Here is a 16954-nt window from a genome sequence, read left to right as displayed (position 1 = left end):
ATATGTTTCTTTGAACTATTTAGACGCGAATGTACTCTCATCCCTTTTCACTTTAATACTGTAAATTTACAAATTGTAAAAACTTATAAAACAACATTACAAACATAGGAGAGCGCAAAGGTTTTCGTAAAGAATTTCCTGCTCTCTTTGCGGTTATTTTTTATATTAAAGTATTGCGTATAATTTTGTTTCCCGCAGATTTAGCAGATTTAGCAGATTTAGCAGATTTTTATTAAGCTGTGAAGATTTTTGCAGATTTTTAATCTGCAAAATTTTTTAACTGCAACAAGATCTGCTTGATCTGCTAAATCTGCGGGAAAAAAATTTCTTTACTCTGCGTTTATTTTATGCCACAGATTAAAAGATTAATAGGATTAAAAATCTGCATAGATCTTTTGAACGTATCAAAAATCCCCTCGATCTGTAAAATCTGCGAGAAAAAATTATTGACAAAGCTTTGCGAACTTTAAAACACCTGCATTAAGCAATCAAAATAAAAAAATCTTATCGCACTTTGCGTTATTTTTTGCCACAGATTAAAAAAATTAAAAGGATTAAAAATTGCATCGATATTTTGAACGAATCAAAAATCCGCTAAATCTGCTTGATCTGCGAGAAAAAATTACTGGCAAAGTTTTGCGACCTTTAAAACACCTGCATTAATTCTTCAAAATAAAAAAAGTCTTAGCGCACTTTGCGTTATTTTTTTGCCACAGATTATAAAAAATAAAAGGATTAAAAATCTGCATCAATCTTTTGAACGAATCAAAAATCCGCTAAATCTGCTAAATCTGCGAGAAAAAATTACTGGCAAAGCTTTGCGAACTTTAAAACACCAGTATTAATTCTTCAAAATAAAAAAAGTCTTAGCGCACTTTGCGTTATTTTTTTGCCACAGATTAGAAAAATTAAAAGGATTAAAAATCTGCATTGCATCGATCTTTTAAACATGTCAAAAATCCCAAAAATCTGCAAAATCTGCGGGAAAAAATTATTGGCAAAGCTTTGCGAACTTTTAAACGCCTTCATTGAGAATCAAAATAAAAAAATCTTAGCGCACTTTGCGTTAAAACTAAACTAAACAGACATTCTTTTCAATTCTAAAGCATTCAAAATTCCTGCTTCACTCGCAGTATTATTAAAATAGATAAATCCTTTTTGGGAATTGATCTGTTGGTGTACATGCTGTAATTCTTCTGTAGAATAACTCGAATGAAACAATCTAGGAATTCCGTGAAAACGCATGTATAGAAGTGGAAAATCTTTAAAAATAGTTTGAGGAAGATTGGGATAACTCACGCTACAAAACGTAATATTATTTTCTTTAAATAGAGAAAAAACCTCATCATTCCACCAGCTTTCGTGGCGAAACTCTATCACGTTTTTAAAATTATAGTTTAGAATACCGATAATTGCATCCAATTTTTGTCTACTAAAAGCATAACTTGGCGGAAATTGAAATAAAATTGCGGCAAGCTTTTCTTGCATTCCCTCTTTACAAACAGAATAAAATTCATTTAAACGGCTTTCGCAGTCTATCAATTTTTTGACATGTGTAATTTCCTTTGGCACTTTTATCGAAAACAAAAAAGATTCTGGCGTTTTATTGTACCAATTTTGGAAAATGCGAACAGTTGGAAATTTATAAAAACTACCATTGAACTCATACGTGTTAAAATGATGGCAATAAAACTCAAACCATTTTTTTGAAGGAAGGTTTCGAGGATAAAAAACATTTTTCCAAAAACTGTTGTAAAAGCTTGAACACCCTATAGCTACTTGATTTTTCATTTATATAATTGTTGGCAGTTAGTGCAGAAAAAGCTTCTGCGTTTTCCGGCTCCAGTCTTTTTCTTCTCAAACGGAATATTGCATCTTAAACAAGTCTTTTGAGCATAGGCTTGCCAATGCTTTTTGAGTTCAAACTTTTTTTTCCAGTATAAAAATTCAAAACTATACGTCGAGCATTCGGCAATTATCTGACTTTTTACATCAAGTGGAATTTTTTCTACAATTGATTCTGGATGAACATAACACCGATACAAAACTTCATTTTTTATGATATTGCCTACTCCAGAAAAAATATCCTGATCGAGAATTACATCACAGATCATTTTTTCGGGCAGTTTTTCCATACTCATCTGAGCCTTTTTCGGGTCCCAATTTTCGTTCATAACATCAACAGTCCAATCGTAATAAGAATTGATATCGCCTTCTAGAATTTTGACCAAACAGGTGTAGAAATTAAGTTCTCCTTTTTTAAAAACCAGACTTAATCTTGGTTTGGCAGCTTTACGCTCATTAATTAGGTAAGTTCCAAACATGAGCATGTGAATTTTTACTGTAAAAGAATCAAAACAGATTAAAAAATGTTTTCCCCAAGTTTTAAAAGCAAGAATTGTTTCATTTTCTAGACGAGAAATATCAATAGAAGTATTGCCAGATACAGAAATTATTTTCTGTCCTGCAAATTGATGCACTTCTTCTTTTAAGATTACTATAGATGGACCTTCGGGCATATATTCAAATGTTAAAAAAACTAAAAAAGCGCAGTCCAAAGACTGCACTTTTATTTTCTTTCAGAATAATCTATTCTATTTCTGAAGCTTCAAGATTTACTGCATTTACAGCAACTTCTGTCAGTATTTTATCTGCGCCTTTCTCTTCATCGAGTGTTTGCTCTAATAATGTGGCAACTTCTGGAAGACCTAAAGTTTCTGCAAATTGTCTTAAAGTACCGTAAGTAGCAATTTCGTAATGCTCAATTTTCTGACTTGCAGCTATAATTCCAGCATCGCGAACAACTCCTAATTCAGTTTCTTCCAGCATCCCTTTTGCTTCTTCAATTAAACCTTCCATAGCATCGCATTTTTTTGCTGTTGCTTTCTTACCAATAATTTTAAATACTTCTTCCAAACGGTTTATCTGCTCTTCAGTTTCTGTCAAATGATTGTCAATTGCATCTTTCAATTCAACAGAAGAAGCATTTTTAACCATTACAGGCAAAGCTTTAGTCAAAGCTTTCTCTGCCCAGTAAATATCTTTTAGTCCGTCTTCAAATAATTCGTTCAGCCCTGAAGCAGCATTCGATTTTGGCTTAGTGACTCCTCTTGGTGTGGTTTCTTTTGCAGTAGCTGTTTTTTTACTATCTGTAGTTTTCATGGGTAATAATTTTATGTGATTAATATGAGATAAAATTACTACCTGTAGTTCCTATCAGCTTATAAAATTTCAACTTAAAATTCCATTCTAAACATCTGTTAATTATACAATTAGACTTTAAAATTTTATAAGCAATTCGTTTATCTTCCTATTAGCTTTGTTATATATTAATCACAAAAACTAGATGTCATGAATACTATAGATAAAAAAAACAGCATTAATGGAGATTTAAAAAATCATTTCTCAAACGACCGAAACTTAAGTAAAGATCTTGATGCAGATATTAAACAGCCTGATAACAATGCTAGTGAAATTGCAGAGCGCGGTTATATGGTGCGAAATGGACACAATCCGGATGGACCAAATCCAGACGAATTTTTGAGCGATGATGATTTAGAAGATTTAAATGATGATTTTCATACTGATAGAGACCTAGAAGATAACAACGATGATATTTATGAGGTTGAACTGGAAGATGAAGATTATATGGAAGAGAATGACGAATTTGATAATCCTTCAGATCTTAAGGAAGATGAATATGATTTTAACGAAACAGAAGATGCCTTAGAAGACATTGATGATGAAGACGAAGATGATGATGATGATGATGATTATATTGAAGAAGATATAGATGAAGATATAGATGAAGAGGATAATGATTATATTGAAGATGATGTTCAGGAAGATAACGATCCCGAAGAATATCCAGAAAATGACCCTCGCCGATTCTAATCTCCTTTTAAAGAAAAAGAAAAAACCGTCCCGATGTATCGGGACGGTTTTTTGAGTTTAAAATCTAACTACTTAATCTCCAATAATTTTCAATACTGGAATATCGTCCATACGTGCCAGGCGTTCTGCTAATCCCGATCTGGCATCGTTGAGTTCTTGTTCGGCTTTTCCAAGCTCTTTATACCATTCTTCTTTTCCTTCAGATGAGGCTTCTATTTTTCGAAGTATTTCATATATTTCGCCCTCAGCTTCCATTACTTGCAGTCTTTTATAGTAAGTCAAACTTTCTGTCATGTGTGCAAGCGCAATCATAGCAGTCAAAAACGGATGATTATTGGTCACATTCACCTCTTTTATTCTGCCGTGTTCCAATTCTACTTTTAAAGCAAAAGCAAACTCTTCCATATTAAAAGCTTCATGCTTACTTTTCGGATCCAAGTATGCCTTAATTGCATAGACATTATTCATTGTAGAAAGATCGACATCTGTGTGTTTTGAATCACTTAAATCTTTAAATACAACATTTGCAATAGCTCGAGCTTCTGCCGGTGTTGGGTCATTATTAGGATTTTCAAAATCACGAACCGACCAGTCCCAATTTTCAGGATGAACAGGTTTTATGTATTTTTCACAAAAATCTGTAACGTCCTTTTTTAAACTTACCATTGCATCCTCTCTCTTAATATAAACATCCTGATAAGCCCCACTTTGTTTTCCCATCATTTCTTTTTTTATTTATTAAAATCACAAAAACGACACATTATTAAAGAATGTGCCGTTTTAAATGTCTTGTAAATCTTCTACCTTTCTTATACTCTTGATCTTCCGCTGATTAAAGAAATAACGAAAAGAACTAAAAATATAAAGAATAAAATTTTAGCGATACTAGCAGCTCCAGCGGCAATTCCACCGAAACCAAATATTCCGGCCACTATGGCTAGAATAATAAAAGTGACTGTCCAACGTAACATAATAATAGTTTTTTAGTTAATAATGATTTTGTTTGCATTCAAACATTTAAAGCTTTTGGAGAGATGCTCAACTCTTATATCTAGGCGCATTCTTGCTCAAAATTGACTTCATAATTTTTAATCAGTTCTGAAAATGCGGTTTCTGTTCTTGTAAAATACTTTTTATTGCTTCGGCTTTTTTTAACCGAATCGAAATATTTCTGGATAGAACCATCTTCATAAGTCGAAATTAAAAGCGGATGAACGTAATAATCTTTGCAGACTTTTCTCGTATTTCCGAGTGCTTCAGCGGTTAAGTCAAAAGCTGTTATAATGTTATTTTTAATCTCTTTTTCATTAGAAGAGACACCAATTTCCATTAAACTTTCAAAGAAAATAATCGATGCGGCCCAAGTTCTAAAATCTTTAGCGCTGAAATATTCGCCCGAAATTGCATGCAGATATTCATTTACAGCATGACTGTCCAAAACCTTTCTTTCACCGTTTTTATCGTAATATTTAAAAACCTCATAACCTGGAATCTCTTCACAGCGGCTTACCAATTTGATCAATTTTTTGTTTCGAGTGGTAATAGTATGCTGTTTTCCTTTTTTTCCAATAAATTCAAATCGAAGCGAATTTCTATTGATATTAATATGGCGTTTTCTTAAAGTCGAAAGTCCGTACGATTTGTTGTCTTTGGCATATTTTTCATTTCCGATTCGAATATGCGTTTCTTCCATTAACCGAATAACCAAAGCCGTTACTTTTTCTTTAGACCATTCTTTTTGCTCCAAATCCAAATCAACTTGTTTTCTTATTGATGGAAGTTTAGCTCCAAATTCGGCGATTTTATAAAACTTGGTTTGATTACGAATCAAATTCCATTTCGGATGATAACGATATTGTTTCCTGTTTTTAAGATCTGTTCCCACAGCTTGCAAGTGTCCGTTTGTAATAGCTGTAATACGAACGTTTTCCCAAGCTGGCGGAAGCACTAAACTATTAATGCGTTTAATCTCATGTTTGCTTTTCACATTTCTTCCGTTTTTTTTATAAACGAAATTTTCTCCTTCGCGACAGCGTACAATTGTCAATTGATGATCATTAATATATTCTAAGTCTAGTTTTTCAATTACTAGCTGTGGCGCTTTAATTAGCTGATTCATCAAATTTTCTTTTCTCGCCGCATTCATGGTATTTAAATTTTTATCACAGAAATAGTTTTGCTGTTTGTTTTAATTATTTCTTAAAGACTCGATCAAGTCTTTCTTATTCATATAAGATCTTCCTTTTATGCCTACTTTACTGGCTTGTTTTTGGAGTTCTTCTTTCGTCCATTCGTCATAAGGCTTTGCTTTTCCACCTTTCTTTCCTGCATCTGGCGTGTTGGCAATACGAGCCGATTTTTCTTTGCTGTATCCTTTTTTTACCAATGCTTCATACTGCTCTTCATTCTTAATTCTTGGATCTGGCATGACATTATTTTTTTAGATTATTTGTAAAAATCTGATAAGTCAAAGTTCACTAAAAAGTAAGGCGATTCTGTTATAGAATTTTGGTTTGAATTTTCAAATTTGTGGGATGGGAATTGTGAAAGGGGAAATGTAAAATGAAGTTGTGGAATGTATGAAGCAAAAAAAAATCCCAACTATTTTTAGAGTTGGGATTTGTGAAATACACAATTGGTCACAATTTTTGCACTTTATTATTTATCCAAATAAATAATAATATGCTACCAATTTGGATCATTAAATTAAAAAAATAATTAATCCCCCATGAGTTAGTCAATATCATTGGAATTAAACTGCAAATCCAGTAAAACAATTGCCCTATTCCCCAAAAAGTACTTACTAAAATTAGTGTTACGGCTATTCTTTGAGAAATTGTCGACACTTTATCAATAAGAAACATTAAAAATATCATTATAACCCCAAGAATATAATATATTCCTGATGATGTAAAATAAAACCAAAAACTGTTTGGTGTAGTTTGATCGTTTAAAGATTGATGGCTTTTTTTAGTGTTATTTTGAACTATTTTTTTATTGAATGACAATTCATCAAAATAATCAATCGAATGCTCAAAAATAGTTTTTCTAGATAAAATTTCTTGCCTGATTTTTTGAGCAGATTTAATAGTTATACTATCTGATACTGGATTAGAAATTATTATATTTAATTTTTCTATTTGCTCAATTTTATTATTTACAATATAATTTTGAGAAACTCCCAAAAGATTATTTATTAGAAAAATTCCAAAAATAACTAATGTTATAATTGCCGCTTTTGATGAAATTTTTTTTCTTTCATCAAAAACAAAATCAAAAAATTTGTCAAAAAAATTCATTAAAGTAAATATTTAGAGTTATAGAATATTTAAGATTTACTTTTGATCATTGAAATCTTTTACGATTTATCGATCTAAGATGAAAAACAATTTATAAAAATATTATGTTTTTTTCATTCTAGCTTATAAAGTCTTTTTCATTTATAAAATATAAAATCATTTCTTCGATTTCCCAAATGCATAACCCAATGCTAATGTAATAATTGGTATAATTATACCCCAAGTAGCTTTAATATCGCTGGTTAGCTCTGGAACTTTTTCATTTTCTCGAAAACACCAATTATTTAATGCTAATAAAAATGTTATAAAGCTTCCAGAAATAAAGCTCCATTTAATAACTAAATAAATTATTGAGTCCTTTGCCACCTCACCAGTTCCAATAGTATTAGTTATACTACCATGTAAATCTGGCGAGCTTTCAGGTTTAAGGTTAGTTTTTTTTCTGTCATTACTAGGAGGAGACTGAATATCTATATTATTCATTTGCGACCTCCTTTCCTGAATAAAAAATATAATCAACTACTGCAAATTCATTTTTAAAATCGCTTACTCGAGTAACATATACCGTAATATAAAATTCTCTTCCATTATAGCTTCCTATCTTCCAAGGCTGAAGTACTCCGCCGCCAGGATCAGTTACATAATTGAAGAAATTAATTTTTAATAATTTTTCCTCTATTTGCCATGTTACATTACTGTTTGTTTTAGAATCATTTTTAAAAACCATTTCTATTTCACCTGGATCTGGTGCCGGAAGTTTAATTTTTAAAATTTGATCTAATTTTAAATGAGCTTTCCCGTAGAAAATGATCTTTAAATCATCAATATAACTTTCTATATTCATCGCATTTTTATTTTTAATAAATATTCATTTTTGGCTAATATATAATAATTCAAACTTCAAATCCTATAACAATCCGTAAAAATCGTGTAATTTTTTCTTAGAGGTTCTCAATAATTTTACATCATAACATTTAAACTATTAAAATCATGAAAAAGTTATTATTAGCTGGACAAGCCATTTTAGGAGCAGGACTTATTATTTTATCTCTTCAATCTTGTAAAAATGAGACTAAACAAGAAGATCCTAAAGAAGTTGCAGAAGATGCAAATGAAGCAAAATTCGATTCTATTGACAGTAAAGAAGATGATTCTGAATTTTTAGTAGATCAAGCTGAAATCAATTTAGCTGAAATCGAAATTGGTAAGCTGGCTCAAACAAAAAGTACCAACGCTGAAGTGAAAAAATTTGGTAAAATGCTTGTTGACGAGCACACTAAATCGGCTTCTGAAGTTAGTGCTTTAGCAAAAGCAAAAAACTTTACTCTGCCAACTTCTCTAACGGAAGAAGGACAAGAGGAATACAATAAATTAAACGAGAAATCTGGTGTTGATTTTGACAAAAAATTTGCTGACATGATGATCGATGGTCACGAAAAAGCGATCAAAAAATTAGAAAAAGCAGCAAAAGATGCTAACGATCAGGAAGTAAGAACTTGGGCTTCTAACAATATTGCAGGTTTAACAGCGCATTTGGAACACGCTAAAATGCTGAAACAAAACCTAGACAAAAAGTAAAATAAATTTAATTGGTTATTATTTATTTTTAGAGCAAGATTATAAGGCTCTAAGATCTATTGAGTATTTAAGAGCCTCAAATCTTTGCTATAAACCCCTCAAGAGTTGAATTGCTTGGGGGGTTTTGTTTTTTTTTTAAGCTACTGAGGCGCTAAGGTTCTAAGCTACTAAGGAAAAACTTAGCAGCTTAGTAGCTCAGAATCTTAGAAGCTTATTTAAGCGAAGCCATATCAATCACAAATCGATATTTCACATCTCCTTTTAATAATCTTTCGTAGGCATTGTTTACATCGTTAACGCCGATTACTTCTACATCTGATGTGATGTTGTGTTCTGCACAAAAATCAAGCATTTCTTGAGTTTCTGCGATTCCTCCAATTAATGAACCAGAGAAGCTTCTTCTGCCTAAAATCAAACTGAAAGAAGTTACAGGAAGCGGATCCATTGGAGCGCCAACCAAAGTAAGAGTTCCGTCTACTTTTAATAAATTTAGGTATGAATCGATATTATGTTCAGCAGAAACACAGTCTAAAATAAAGTTTAAACTTCTGGCGTGTTCTGCCATTTGAGCTTCGTCTGTAGACAATACAACCTCATCTGCGCCTAGACGTTTTGCGTCTTCTGTTTTAGATAACGAAGTGGTAAAAACTACTACATGTGCGCCCATTGCTTTCGCAATTTTAATTCCCATATGTCCCAGTCCGCCAATCCCTACGATTCCAACTTTTTGGCCAGGACCAACTTTCCAGTGTTTTAATGGAGAATAAGTTGTAATTCCGGCGCATAATAAAGGCGCAACCGCAGAAAGTTCTAACTTGTCTGAAATATGAAGAACAAAGCTTTCATCAACCGTAATACTTTCAGAATAACCTCCAAAAGTTTGTCCGCCTAAATGTTTGTCTGGTGAATTGAATGTCTGAATGTTTCCTTCATCGCAGAATTGCTCTAAATCATTTTTACAATGTTCGCATTCTCTGCAAGAATCTACCATACAGCCCACTCCAGCCAAATCGCCAACTTTAAAGCCTTTTACATGTTCTCCAACTTTTGTAATACGTCCTACAATTTCGTGCCCCGGAACAATCGGATAAATAGTACCATGCCATTCGTTTCGAGCCGAATGCAAATCAGAATGGCAGATTCCGCAGTATAAAATCTCGATTTCGACATCATGTGCCAGAACTTCTCTACGTTTAATGCCTAATGTTTTTAATGGTGCTTCAGCAGCTTCTGTACCAAAGGCTTTAATGTTTTTTGTTTCCATAATTTTTATAGTTTGTTTTTTTGTTTCAGGTTTCAGGTTTCAGGTTTCAAGTTTCAGGTTTCAAGTTTCAGGTTTCAAGTTTCAAGTTTCAGGTTTCAAGTTTCAGGTTTCAAGTTTCAGGTTTCAAGTTTTACGAGACGTAGAGTTTCATGCAGATTTTACTTTTAAAAACTTATTAAAATCATAAAATTCTAACTGCCAAATGATTACAACTTAATAAAGTTAAAAAAACTTCGCGTCTTCTCGCCTTAGTAGCAAAAAAAACCTTAGCAACTTAGAACCTCAGTACCTTAGTACCTTAAAAAGAAAAATACTCTTCGTCTGTAACTTTTTCCATCCAAGTTCCAGAACCTTTGTCAATTTCTGTTACGATTGTGATGTGCGAATACGAACTTTCTGGCGTAGCTCCGTACCAATGCTCAATACCTGGTAAAATCGTTAATACCTGCCCTTTTTGCAATAGATTAATTTTTCCGCCTCTTTCTTGGTAATAGCCTTCTCCTTGCGTTACAATAATGAGCTGGAGACTTGCATTACTGTGCCAATTGCTTCTTGCACAAGGTTCAAAAGAAACGTCTTTGACGATGGTGTTTTCTGGATGAATTTCGCTGGTTTGTTTTTTATATGACACCTCACCTGTCATATAAGTGTTTGGAACTTTACCTTCTTCTGTTACGGCTGTGAATTGTGTCGACATAATTTCGTTGTTTTTCGGGTTAATAATTTGTTTGAATTTTATTGATAAACTTTTCAGTAAAATAACCAACGTATCGAATCTCTTTTCGAATGAGAATTTGATTTCATTAATGCGTTAAAACTGTATATGTTAGGCTGTAATCAAAATTTAAAACTAAACGGTAAAGCTGACGCCGCTTTATGAAGTGTTTATTTAGTCATTCAAAAACTGATACAAAGATTCGTTGTTATTTCAGGGCAAATGTAGCACAATACTACAATGCTGAAATAACAATATTCAAACAAAAAATTAAGAATTTGAAACAATTTACATTCGAAGTGATTTCGGAACCGTTCCTGTAAGCCTTTTAAAGTAATTATTAAAATAACTTGGATATTCAAATCCAAGCGAATAGCCAATGTCAGAAATACTCCAATCGGTATGCTGCAATAAAGCTTTTGCTTCATTGATGACTCTTTCTGTAATATGAGCCGTGGTTGGTTTTCCTGTAACTTCTTTTACAGAACGATTTAAATGATTGACGTGCACAGAAAGACTTTGCGCATAATCTTGCGGAGTCTTTAGCGCTAAAGGCTGATCTTTAGTTTCTATCGGAAATTGTCTTTCTAATAATTCTAAGAACAAAGAAGTAATTCTTGAAGAAGCATTTTTATGTTTAAAGAAATTTTCTGAAGGCTGCATTTTCATCGATTCATGAATAATCAAATTGACGTAACTGCGCATCAAATCGTCTTTAAACGCATAATCCGTTTCGTATTCTTCGATCATTTTCTGGAATAAAGAATCGATAAACACCTTTTGTTCAGCATTTAAAGTAAATATAGGTGTTCCTCCAATTTTAAACAAAGGCGATTCGTGAAGTGTTTCTGATCGGTCTTTAGTTTTAAAAAACTCTTCCGTAAAAACACAAGCATAACCTTCATATTTCTCAGAAACCGTTTCCCATGAATATGGAATAATCGGATTTCCAAAAAACAGAATCGTTCCGTCGGTTTCTATTCCGCGGTCAGCATATTGTATGATGCTTTTGCTGGTATTAATGCAGATTTTATAAAAGTCTCTTCGGCTGTAAACGGGAACTTTACTGAAATCTCCATTTATAGGATAAACTTTAAAACCCTTCATTTTTAAATCTGAAGTAAAATCGCAATTCTGTGTTTCTGTCTGATTATTCATTTTGCAAAGTTATGAAAATCAAATAATGTTTTTTTGTTTCAGGTTTAAAGTTTCATGTTTGAGGTTTTAACTGCAAAGGACTTTAGGTTTTTTATTTTGGAGAGAAAAATGCTCGCAAAGTCGCAAAGACGCAAAGTTTTTTCTTAACCATATAAGTCATATAAGTTCATTTTAAGCTAGACTTAAATAATTCTTATGTTATTTATATGGTTTAATTTACTTTGCGACTTTGCGAGATTAAAAAAAATAGCGTGCTTTGCGAAAAACCTTAGCGTTCCTTGCCGGTTAAAAAATCTACTTCACTACAATTGAAGTGCTTTTTAAACCTTTCGCGGAAGCGCTTAAAACAATTTCTTTTGCGTTTTCATCTTTTTGAATGATGATTTGTGCGTAACCATTAAAAAGTTTTCTTTTCCATGATTCTGCGGGCGTTATTACCTGAATAATTCCTGGATCTGTATTCAATACATCCCAATCTTTTATTTTTTGTAATGGTGTTGCCGCGATATGAATTGTATTTTTTCCTTGCTTTAAAATTGATGCATTCAGAATATTTTTTTGAGCATCTTCTTTACTTGGTTCTACTTTATTTCCGTTAACAAAAATGATTGTCTCTACTCCTATTTTTTTATAAAAGAAACTCACAATATTAGAATTCGAATTATTCTTCAAATCAAATTCACCTTTATACACATACGATGGCGCTTGTTTTCTATAATCACGATCTTTAAAAGCTTCTGTCCATTCGCTTTCAGAATAATTCGGCAATTGCGGAGGCAAAGAAGTATTTGTTCCTTTTTGTTCTTTAAAATTATTTATAGCAACTAGAGCAATGTCATCAATAAACTGATCGCTTTCTAGTGAAGTTGGGTCGCCGTTTCCTACTCCTAAAATCTTTCCTCCTTTTATAGAAAATGTAATTTCATCATTGGCTGTCGGAACATGCAAGCCATTTCTATCAATAGTTTCAACCGTTAAAACAGAGACCTTTCCTTTTAAAACATTTTCTTTATCTATAGATAATTTAATATTTTCTGCTTTTCCAGTAGTTTTCTGAATCTCAGTCAATACTTTTTTACCGTTTTTATAGCCAACAGCTTCTAAAGTTCCTGGAGCATAATTTACTTTCCATTCTAAATGTCCGTTCAATTGCATTTTCTTTTTTCCCAAACTCTTTTTATTGAGAAAAAGTTCTACTTCATCGCAATTCGAATATGCCCAAACATCAATTTCTTTGCCTTCCATTCCGCTCCAATTCCAATGCGGCAATAAGTGCAAAACAGGCTCTTTTCCCCACCACGATTTCAGATAAAAAACATTGTCTTTAGGAAAACCGCAAACATCCATCATTCCGAAATACGAAGTTACAGACGGCCATCCGTACGGAGTTGGTTCGCCACGATAATCAAAACCTGTCCAAATAAACATTCCTGCTAAATATGGTCTTTCGGCGTAGAATTTCCAGCCTTCTTCTATACTATAAAATGTTGGGCGTGGTTTTTTATCATAAGCGCTTTGATAATGCTTGGCATCATCGGTAAAATAAATGCCACGTGTTGCAAACGTTGAGCCTTCTTCCGTTCCCATTCCTGGCTGATTCTTAAACTGATTTCTATGCGCATCGATATCTCCGTTTCCTAAATAATTATAACCCATAATTTCGACTACAGAAGAAATCCCGCTTTTAAATCCGCTGCTAATTCCTACTGTAACTGGTCTTGTCGGATCAATGCTTTTAGCGAAATCCTGCATGATATTGGTAATTCTTTCGCCAGTAATTCCGCCTTCAATCTGCCATTCTTCGTTACCAACCGACCAGCAGAAAATACTCGGATGATTACGGTCGCGCTCCATCATTCGTTGTAAATCATTCAAATGATAATCGTTAATTCCCATCAAACGGGTTTCATCAATAACCAACATTCCTAGTTTATCACAAGCTTCTAAAAGTTCAGGTGTCGGCGGATGATGCGAACAACGATACGCATTCGAACCCATTTCTTTCAGCTTTTTAATTCTATAATATTGAAGTTCGTCTGGCAAAGCGGTTCCAATTCCAGCATGATCCTGATGATTATTAGTTCCTTTTAATTTTAATGCTTTTCCATTCAAGAAAAACCCATTTTCAGGATCAAACTTTATGGTTCTGATTCCGAAAGAAGTTTTGTATTGATCAATAACTTTTCCGTCACTTTTTATTTCAGTAATTAACTGATATAAATTAGGCGAATCAATATCCCACAAAAGCGGCCTTTTGACATTTAACTTTGATGAATATGTATTTGTTTTATAAAATTCAGGAACCAAAATACTTTCAGAAACAGTTGCAACTTGTTTTCCTGAAGCGTCTAAAATGGTTTGTTTTATTTCAACATTTCCTTTAAAATAGCCTTTATTTTCGAGTTTTATTTCTGCGGTAATTAAAGCATTATCTTTATTGATTTCTGAAGTTACATAAGTCCCGTTTTGCGCCACATGCAACGGATTTGTTTTCTGCAAATAAACATGTCTGTAAATCCCTGCTCCTTCATAAAACCAGCCTTCTTCCATTGAAGCGTCTGCACGGACAACAATCGTATTTTCGCCTCCGTAATTGACATAAGCCGTTACATCGTATTCAAATCCGTTGTAACCGCTTTCATGCGTTCCCAAATAAAATCCGTTAAAAAACACTTTTGAATTTCTGAAAACGCCGTCAAATTTTAATGAAATAATGCGCCCCAAATCTTCATTCGGAATCGTTATTTTTTTTCTGTACCAGCCAATGCTTTTTTCGGGATAGTTTTTACCCGCTGCTTTAAATCCGTGGCTAAAACTGGCGCTTTCGCTAAAAGATTGTTCAACCACCCAATCGTGCGGCAAATCTAATTTTCTCCAAGCGCGATCGTCAAAATCTTTTGCAGCTGGCCCGTCGCCAAATCCGGTTTTGGTTAGATATGAAAAATAGCCTTCTGCATGGTTAAAATCTTTTTTAGTATCATATAAATGGCCAAATGAAAACTTCCAGTCTTTATCCATTAATATAAGTTCTCTCCCCGACTTATTTTGAGCTAGTAAATGGAAAGAGCAAAAGAGTAAAAAGTAAAGAATTGTTTTTTTAGTAAGAGTGGTTTTCATAGTTGGTTTGTTAGTAAAATCAGATAGCGATAAAAATAAGGCTTTTGGAGAACAAACATTAATAGTATTTTATCAAAATATGATAACTCATTCATAACAAATGCTTCTAGAGGGGGTTTCAAAATTTAGAATGAATCTAATGGCTTTAGATTTAAAAATGATTTTCTTTTGATGTAATTTTATAGTAAAATCATAAAAAGCAATTACCATATGAGTACTATTAGTAATGAAAATAGGCTCCACAGCACTTTTAAAAACCTCGATCAGAAGATTAGCAAGCTTAATGATCAGAAGATTAGCGCTTTTTTTGAATCTTTAGGATTATTAGAAAGAAAAGACGTTCCGAAAGACTTTTTGAATTGGGAAAACATACTTATTGTTGTTCCAAATCGACATGTTTCTCATGAACTGAAATATTATAAATATACCATTTCGAGAATTTCATTTCTTACGAATCCTTACGCAGATCAGATTCATATTTTTGATCTCAAAGATTGGAAAAATGCTTCAGGAACCAAAACGCAGTTTCAGATTAGAGAAATGCTGAAAACGAGTTTTGGAGGTGTAAAAAAAGTTATTAAGGAGTCTTAGAAACAAGAAAATCCAAGATTAATCCCGAAGCTTCGGGACCAAATTCCAATTGAAGCTGTGGTTTCGATTGGATTTTTTTTAATCGCAATGAACGCAAGGTTTTACGCTAAGTTCGCAAGGGTTAAATAAAAAATCTCGCAAAGTCGCGAAGGCGCAAAGTTCTTTTTTAAAAACCATATAAGTGATATAAGACATTTAAGTTTTTCTAAAATGAACTTATATCACTTATATGGTTTAATTAATTATTGCAATAAGCTGTTGATTTTCTCCTCTAAAGCTTGTCCGTGAATATTTTTCGCTATAATGATTCCGTTTTTATCTACTAGAAAGTTTAACGGAATAGATTGCAACATATAATCTCCAACAACTGGCGAAGTCAAGTATTTCAAATCGCTGACGTTTGTCCACGGTAATTTTCCTTTTGCGATGGCTCCTGCCCATAATGGCTTTTTTGTATCCATAGAAACACCATAAATCGATAATTTATCTGGATAAGCATTGTGCAATTTTAGCAATAACGGCTGTTCTTTTATACAAGGTCCGCACCAAGAAGCCCAAAAGTCAACTAAAACCAAAGAGCCTCTTAAAGAAGAAAGCGCAATCTTCTCTCCTTTTGTGTCTGGAAGATCGATTTCTGGAGCAATATCGCCAATGTCAGTTCCTACGACTTGGGCATTGCTTATTAATAAATTAAAGAATGTAAAAGTTAATGCTAAGTAGATTTTTTTCATAGTTTGATTGTGTTATTGTTTGGGGCGTTTTTTTTTAATCTCGCAATCCCGAGGCTTCGGGAGCAGAGACGCAAAGTTTTTTCTCTTAACCATATAAGTCATATAAGTTCATTTTAGGCAAAACTTAAATTATCTTATATGACATATATGGTTTAATTCTCTTTGCGACTTTGCGAGATTCTAATAGCAAATATAAAATTTCTTTGTTTTTTATTCTAACTAATCTGTCACAATCATAAAATTATCACAAAAGCATATCGGGAAATTGGTATATCGGGAAAAGTCGATATATTTGCGCCATGGAAAAGATAGAAATTTTTAAAGCACTTTCGAACAAATCCAGATTACAAATGCTGGAATGGTTAAAAGAACCTGAAATTAACTTTCCAGGGCAGCTTGAACATGCCGGATTTGAGCATGGAGTCTGCGTTGGGCAGATTCAGGCCAAAGCTGGTTTAACGCAATCGACAGTATCCGAATACCTGTCTATTTTACAGCGCGCTGGCTTTATTGAAGCTAAACGTGTTGGACAATGGACTTATTATAAACGTAACGAAGGTGCCTTTGAAGCACTTAGTAAATTAATTCAATCTAATTTGTAAAATTA

Annotated in this window: 19 protein-coding genes; 4 read left to right on the top strand and 15 right to left on the bottom strand. The window is 33.0% G+C overall.

Translation table 11 applies throughout. The annotated features are described in order from the left end of the window. Positions 1-1077: 1077 nt before the first annotated feature. From EG814_RS16350 to EG814_RS16340, 3 genes are all read right to left on the bottom strand, one after another. Entirely contained in the window at positions 1078-1791 is a 714-nt protein-coding gene (locus EG814_RS16350; RefSeq protein ID WP_125722970.1) for a DUF72 domain-containing protein, read from the bottom strand. Further along, the gene (locus tag EG814_RS16345) at positions 1788-2519 is read right to left on the bottom strand and encodes a DNA-formamidopyrimidine glycosylase family protein (protein WP_125722969.1); all 732 of its coding nucleotides are present in this window, start codon (positions 2517-2519) and stop codon (positions 1788-1790) included. Before EG814_RS16345 ends, EG814_RS16350 begins: the two co-directional genes overlap by 4 nt. Before the next feature lie 70 nt (positions 2520-2589). Next, positions 2590-3162: a YciE/YciF ferroxidase family protein gene (locus EG814_RS16340; protein ID WP_125722968.1), complete on the bottom strand. Its 573-nt coding sequence runs from the start codon at positions 3160-3162 to the stop codon at positions 2590-2592. Between the two features lie 189 nt (positions 3163-3351). On the opposite strand from EG814_RS16340, the gene EG814_RS16335 reads away from it, so the two are divergent. Further along, entirely contained in the window at positions 3352-3894 is a 543-nt protein-coding gene (locus tag EG814_RS16335) for a hypothetical protein (protein ID WP_125722967.1), read from the top strand. A gap of 72 nt (positions 3895-3966) precedes the next feature. On the opposite strand, the gene EG814_RS16330 is transcribed toward EG814_RS16335, so the two are convergent. The 7 genes from EG814_RS16330 to EG814_RS16300 all read right to left on the bottom strand — a co-directional run bounded on the left by EG814_RS16330 (position 3967) and on the right by EG814_RS16300 (position 8037). Beyond that, positions 3967-4617 (bottom strand): DUF5661 family protein, encoded by a 651-nt coding sequence (locus tag EG814_RS16330; protein ID WP_235830990.1) that lies wholly within the window; start codon positions 4615-4617, stop codon positions 3967-3969. 86 nt (positions 4618-4703) lie between these two features. Further along, positions 4704-4865 (bottom strand): DUF1328 domain-containing protein, encoded by a 162-nt coding sequence (locus EG814_RS16325; RefSeq protein WP_012026284.1) that lies wholly within the window; start codon positions 4863-4865, stop codon positions 4704-4706. Between the two features lie 80 nt (positions 4866-4945). Then, a complete protein-coding gene (locus EG814_RS16320) occupies positions 4946-6040 on the bottom strand; it encodes a DNA topoisomerase IB (protein ID WP_125722966.1) in 1095 nt (364 codons plus the stop codon). 42 nt (positions 6041-6082) lie between these two features. After that, positions 6083-6322, bottom strand: a complete 240-nt coding sequence (locus EG814_RS16315; protein ID WP_125722965.1) for a DUF7218 family protein — start codon at positions 6320-6322, stop codon at positions 6083-6085. A 211-nt stretch (positions 6323-6533) separates the two neighbouring features. Next, positions 6534-7193, bottom strand: coding sequence for a hypothetical protein (locus EG814_RS16310; RefSeq protein ID WP_125722964.1), 660 nt, complete (start codon positions 7191-7193; stop codon positions 6534-6536). Positions 7194-7349: 156 nt separating this feature from the next. Continuing rightward, the gene (locus EG814_RS16305) at positions 7350-7676 is read right to left on the bottom strand and encodes a hypothetical protein (RefSeq protein WP_125722963.1); all 327 of its coding nucleotides are present in this window, start codon (positions 7674-7676) and stop codon (positions 7350-7352) included. Beyond that, complete coding sequence (locus EG814_RS16300) at positions 7669-8037, bottom strand: DUF6864 domain-containing function (RefSeq protein WP_125722962.1); 369 nt, start codon at positions 8035-8037, stop codon at positions 7669-7671. The genes EG814_RS16305 and EG814_RS16300 overlap by 8 nt, the downstream gene beginning before the upstream one ends. Positions 8038-8183: 146 nt before the next feature. Between EG814_RS16300 and EG814_RS16295 the strand changes: the two genes are divergently transcribed. After that, on the top strand, positions 8184-8771 hold the full coding sequence (locus tag EG814_RS16295) for a DUF4142 domain-containing protein (RefSeq protein ID WP_125722961.1): 588 nt from the start codon (positions 8184-8186) through the stop codon (positions 8769-8771). A gap of 211 nt (positions 8772-8982) precedes the next feature. On the opposite strand, the gene EG814_RS16290 is transcribed toward EG814_RS16295, so the two are convergent. The 4 genes from EG814_RS16290 to galA form a co-directional block, all read right to left on the bottom strand. Next, the gene (locus EG814_RS16290; protein ID WP_125722960.1) at positions 8983-10035 is read right to left on the bottom strand and encodes an NAD(P)-dependent alcohol dehydrogenase; all 1053 of its coding nucleotides are present in this window, start codon (positions 10033-10035) and stop codon (positions 8983-8985) included. Positions 10036-10333: 298 nt separating this feature from the next. Continuing rightward, the gene (locus tag EG814_RS16285; RefSeq protein WP_125722959.1) at positions 10334-10732 is read right to left on the bottom strand and encodes a cupin domain-containing protein; all 399 of its coding nucleotides are present in this window, start codon (positions 10730-10732) and stop codon (positions 10334-10336) included. A gap of 306 nt (positions 10733-11038) precedes the next feature. Beyond that, positions 11039-11908, bottom strand: a complete 870-nt coding sequence (locus EG814_RS16280) for a helix-turn-helix domain-containing protein (RefSeq protein WP_125722958.1) — start codon at positions 11906-11908, stop codon at positions 11039-11041. Positions 11909-12202: 294 nt separating this feature from the next. After that, the gene (gene galA, locus EG814_RS16275) at positions 12203-15025 is read right to left on the bottom strand and encodes a beta-galactosidase GalA (RefSeq protein ID WP_125722957.1); all 2823 of its coding nucleotides are present in this window, start codon (positions 15023-15025) and stop codon (positions 12203-12205) included. 210 nt (positions 15026-15235) lie between these two features. Here galA and EG814_RS16270 point away from each other — a divergent pair, with 210 nt between their 5' ends. Then, positions 15236-15616, top strand: coding sequence for a hypothetical protein (locus tag EG814_RS16270; protein WP_125722956.1), 381 nt, complete (start codon positions 15236-15238; stop codon positions 15614-15616). A 242-nt stretch (positions 15617-15858) separates the two neighbouring features. On the opposite strand, the gene EG814_RS16265 is transcribed toward EG814_RS16270, so the two are convergent. Beyond that, complete coding sequence (locus EG814_RS16265; protein ID WP_125722955.1) at positions 15859-16347, bottom strand: TlpA family protein disulfide reductase; 489 nt, start codon at positions 16345-16347, stop codon at positions 15859-15861. Between the two features lie 299 nt (positions 16348-16646). On the opposite strand from EG814_RS16265, the gene EG814_RS16260 reads away from it, so the two are divergent. Continuing rightward, positions 16647-16949 (top strand): ArsR/SmtB family transcription factor, encoded by a 303-nt coding sequence (locus tag EG814_RS16260; RefSeq protein ID WP_125722954.1) that lies wholly within the window; start codon positions 16647-16649, stop codon positions 16947-16949. The last annotated feature ends 5 nt before the right edge of the window (positions 16950-16954 follow it).

Origin of the sequence: Flavobacterium ustbae, assembly GCF_003946915.1 — a bacterium.
Classification (GTDB): Bacteria; Bacteroidota; Bacteroidia; order Flavobacteriales; family Flavobacteriaceae; genus Flavobacterium; species Flavobacterium ustbae.
Note: the sequence above shows the minus strand (reverse complement) of the source record. Positions and strands in the feature narration are given on the sequence as shown.

Coding starts and splice junctions, on each gene's coding strand:
- EG814_RS16325 (WP_012026284.1), bottom strand. CDS start 4,865: ATGTTACGTTGGACAGTCACTTTTATTATTCTAGCCATAGTGGCCGGA.
- EG814_RS16340 (WP_125722968.1), bottom strand. CDS start 3,162: ATGAAAACTACAGATAGTAAAAAAACAGCTACTGCAAAAGAAACCACA.
- EG814_RS16280 (WP_125722958.1), bottom strand. CDS start 11,908: ATGAATAATCAGACAGAAACACAGAATTGCGATTTTACTTCAGATTTA.
- EG814_RS16295 (WP_125722961.1), top strand. CDS start 8,184: ATGAAAAAGTTATTATTAGCTGGACAAGCCATTTTAGGAGCAGGACTT.
- EG814_RS16330 (WP_235830990.1), bottom strand. CDS start 4,617: ATGATGGGAAAACAAAGTGGGGCTTATCAGGATGTTTATATTAAGAGA.
- EG814_RS16300 (WP_125722962.1), bottom strand. CDS start 8,037: ATGAATATAGAAAGTTATATTGATGATTTAAAGATCATTTTCTACGGG.
- EG814_RS16270 (WP_125722956.1), top strand. CDS start 15,236: ATGAGTACTATTAGTAATGAAAATAGGCTCCACAGCACTTTTAAAAAC.
- galA (WP_125722957.1), bottom strand. CDS start 15,025: ATGAAAACCACTCTTACTAAAAAAACAATTCTTTACTTTTTACTCTTT.
- EG814_RS16310 (WP_125722964.1), bottom strand. CDS start 7,193: ATGAATTTTTTTGACAAATTTTTTGATTTTGTTTTTGATGAAAGAAAA.
- EG814_RS16285 (WP_125722959.1), bottom strand. CDS start 10,732: ATGTCGACACAATTCACAGCCGTAACAGAAGAAGGTAAAGTTCCAAAC.
- EG814_RS16320 (WP_125722966.1), bottom strand. CDS start 6,040: ATGAATGCGGCGAGAAAAGAAAATTTGATGAATCAGCTAATTAAAGCG.
- EG814_RS16335 (WP_125722967.1), top strand. CDS start 3,352: ATGAATACTATAGATAAAAAAAACAGCATTAATGGAGATTTAAAAAAT.
- EG814_RS16265 (WP_125722955.1), bottom strand. CDS start 16,347: ATGAAAAAAATCTACTTAGCATTAACTTTTACATTCTTTAATTTATTA.
- EG814_RS16315 (WP_125722965.1), bottom strand. CDS start 6,322: ATGCCAGATCCAAGAATTAAGAATGAAGAGCAGTATGAAGCATTGGTA.
- EG814_RS16350 (WP_125722970.1), bottom strand. CDS start 1,791: ATGAAAAATCAAGTAGCTATAGGGTGTTCAAGCTTTTACAACAGTTTT.
- EG814_RS16290 (WP_125722960.1), bottom strand. CDS start 10,035: ATGGAAACAAAAAACATTAAAGCCTTTGGTACAGAAGCTGCTGAAGCA.
- EG814_RS16260 (WP_125722954.1), top strand. CDS start 16,647: ATGGAAAAGATAGAAATTTTTAAAGCACTTTCGAACAAATCCAGATTA.
- EG814_RS16345 (WP_125722969.1), bottom strand. CDS start 2,519: ATGCCCGAAGGTCCATCTATAGTAATCTTAAAAGAAGAAGTGCATCAA.
- EG814_RS16305 (WP_125722963.1), bottom strand. CDS start 7,676: ATGAATAATATAGATATTCAGTCTCCTCCTAGTAATGACAGAAAAAAA.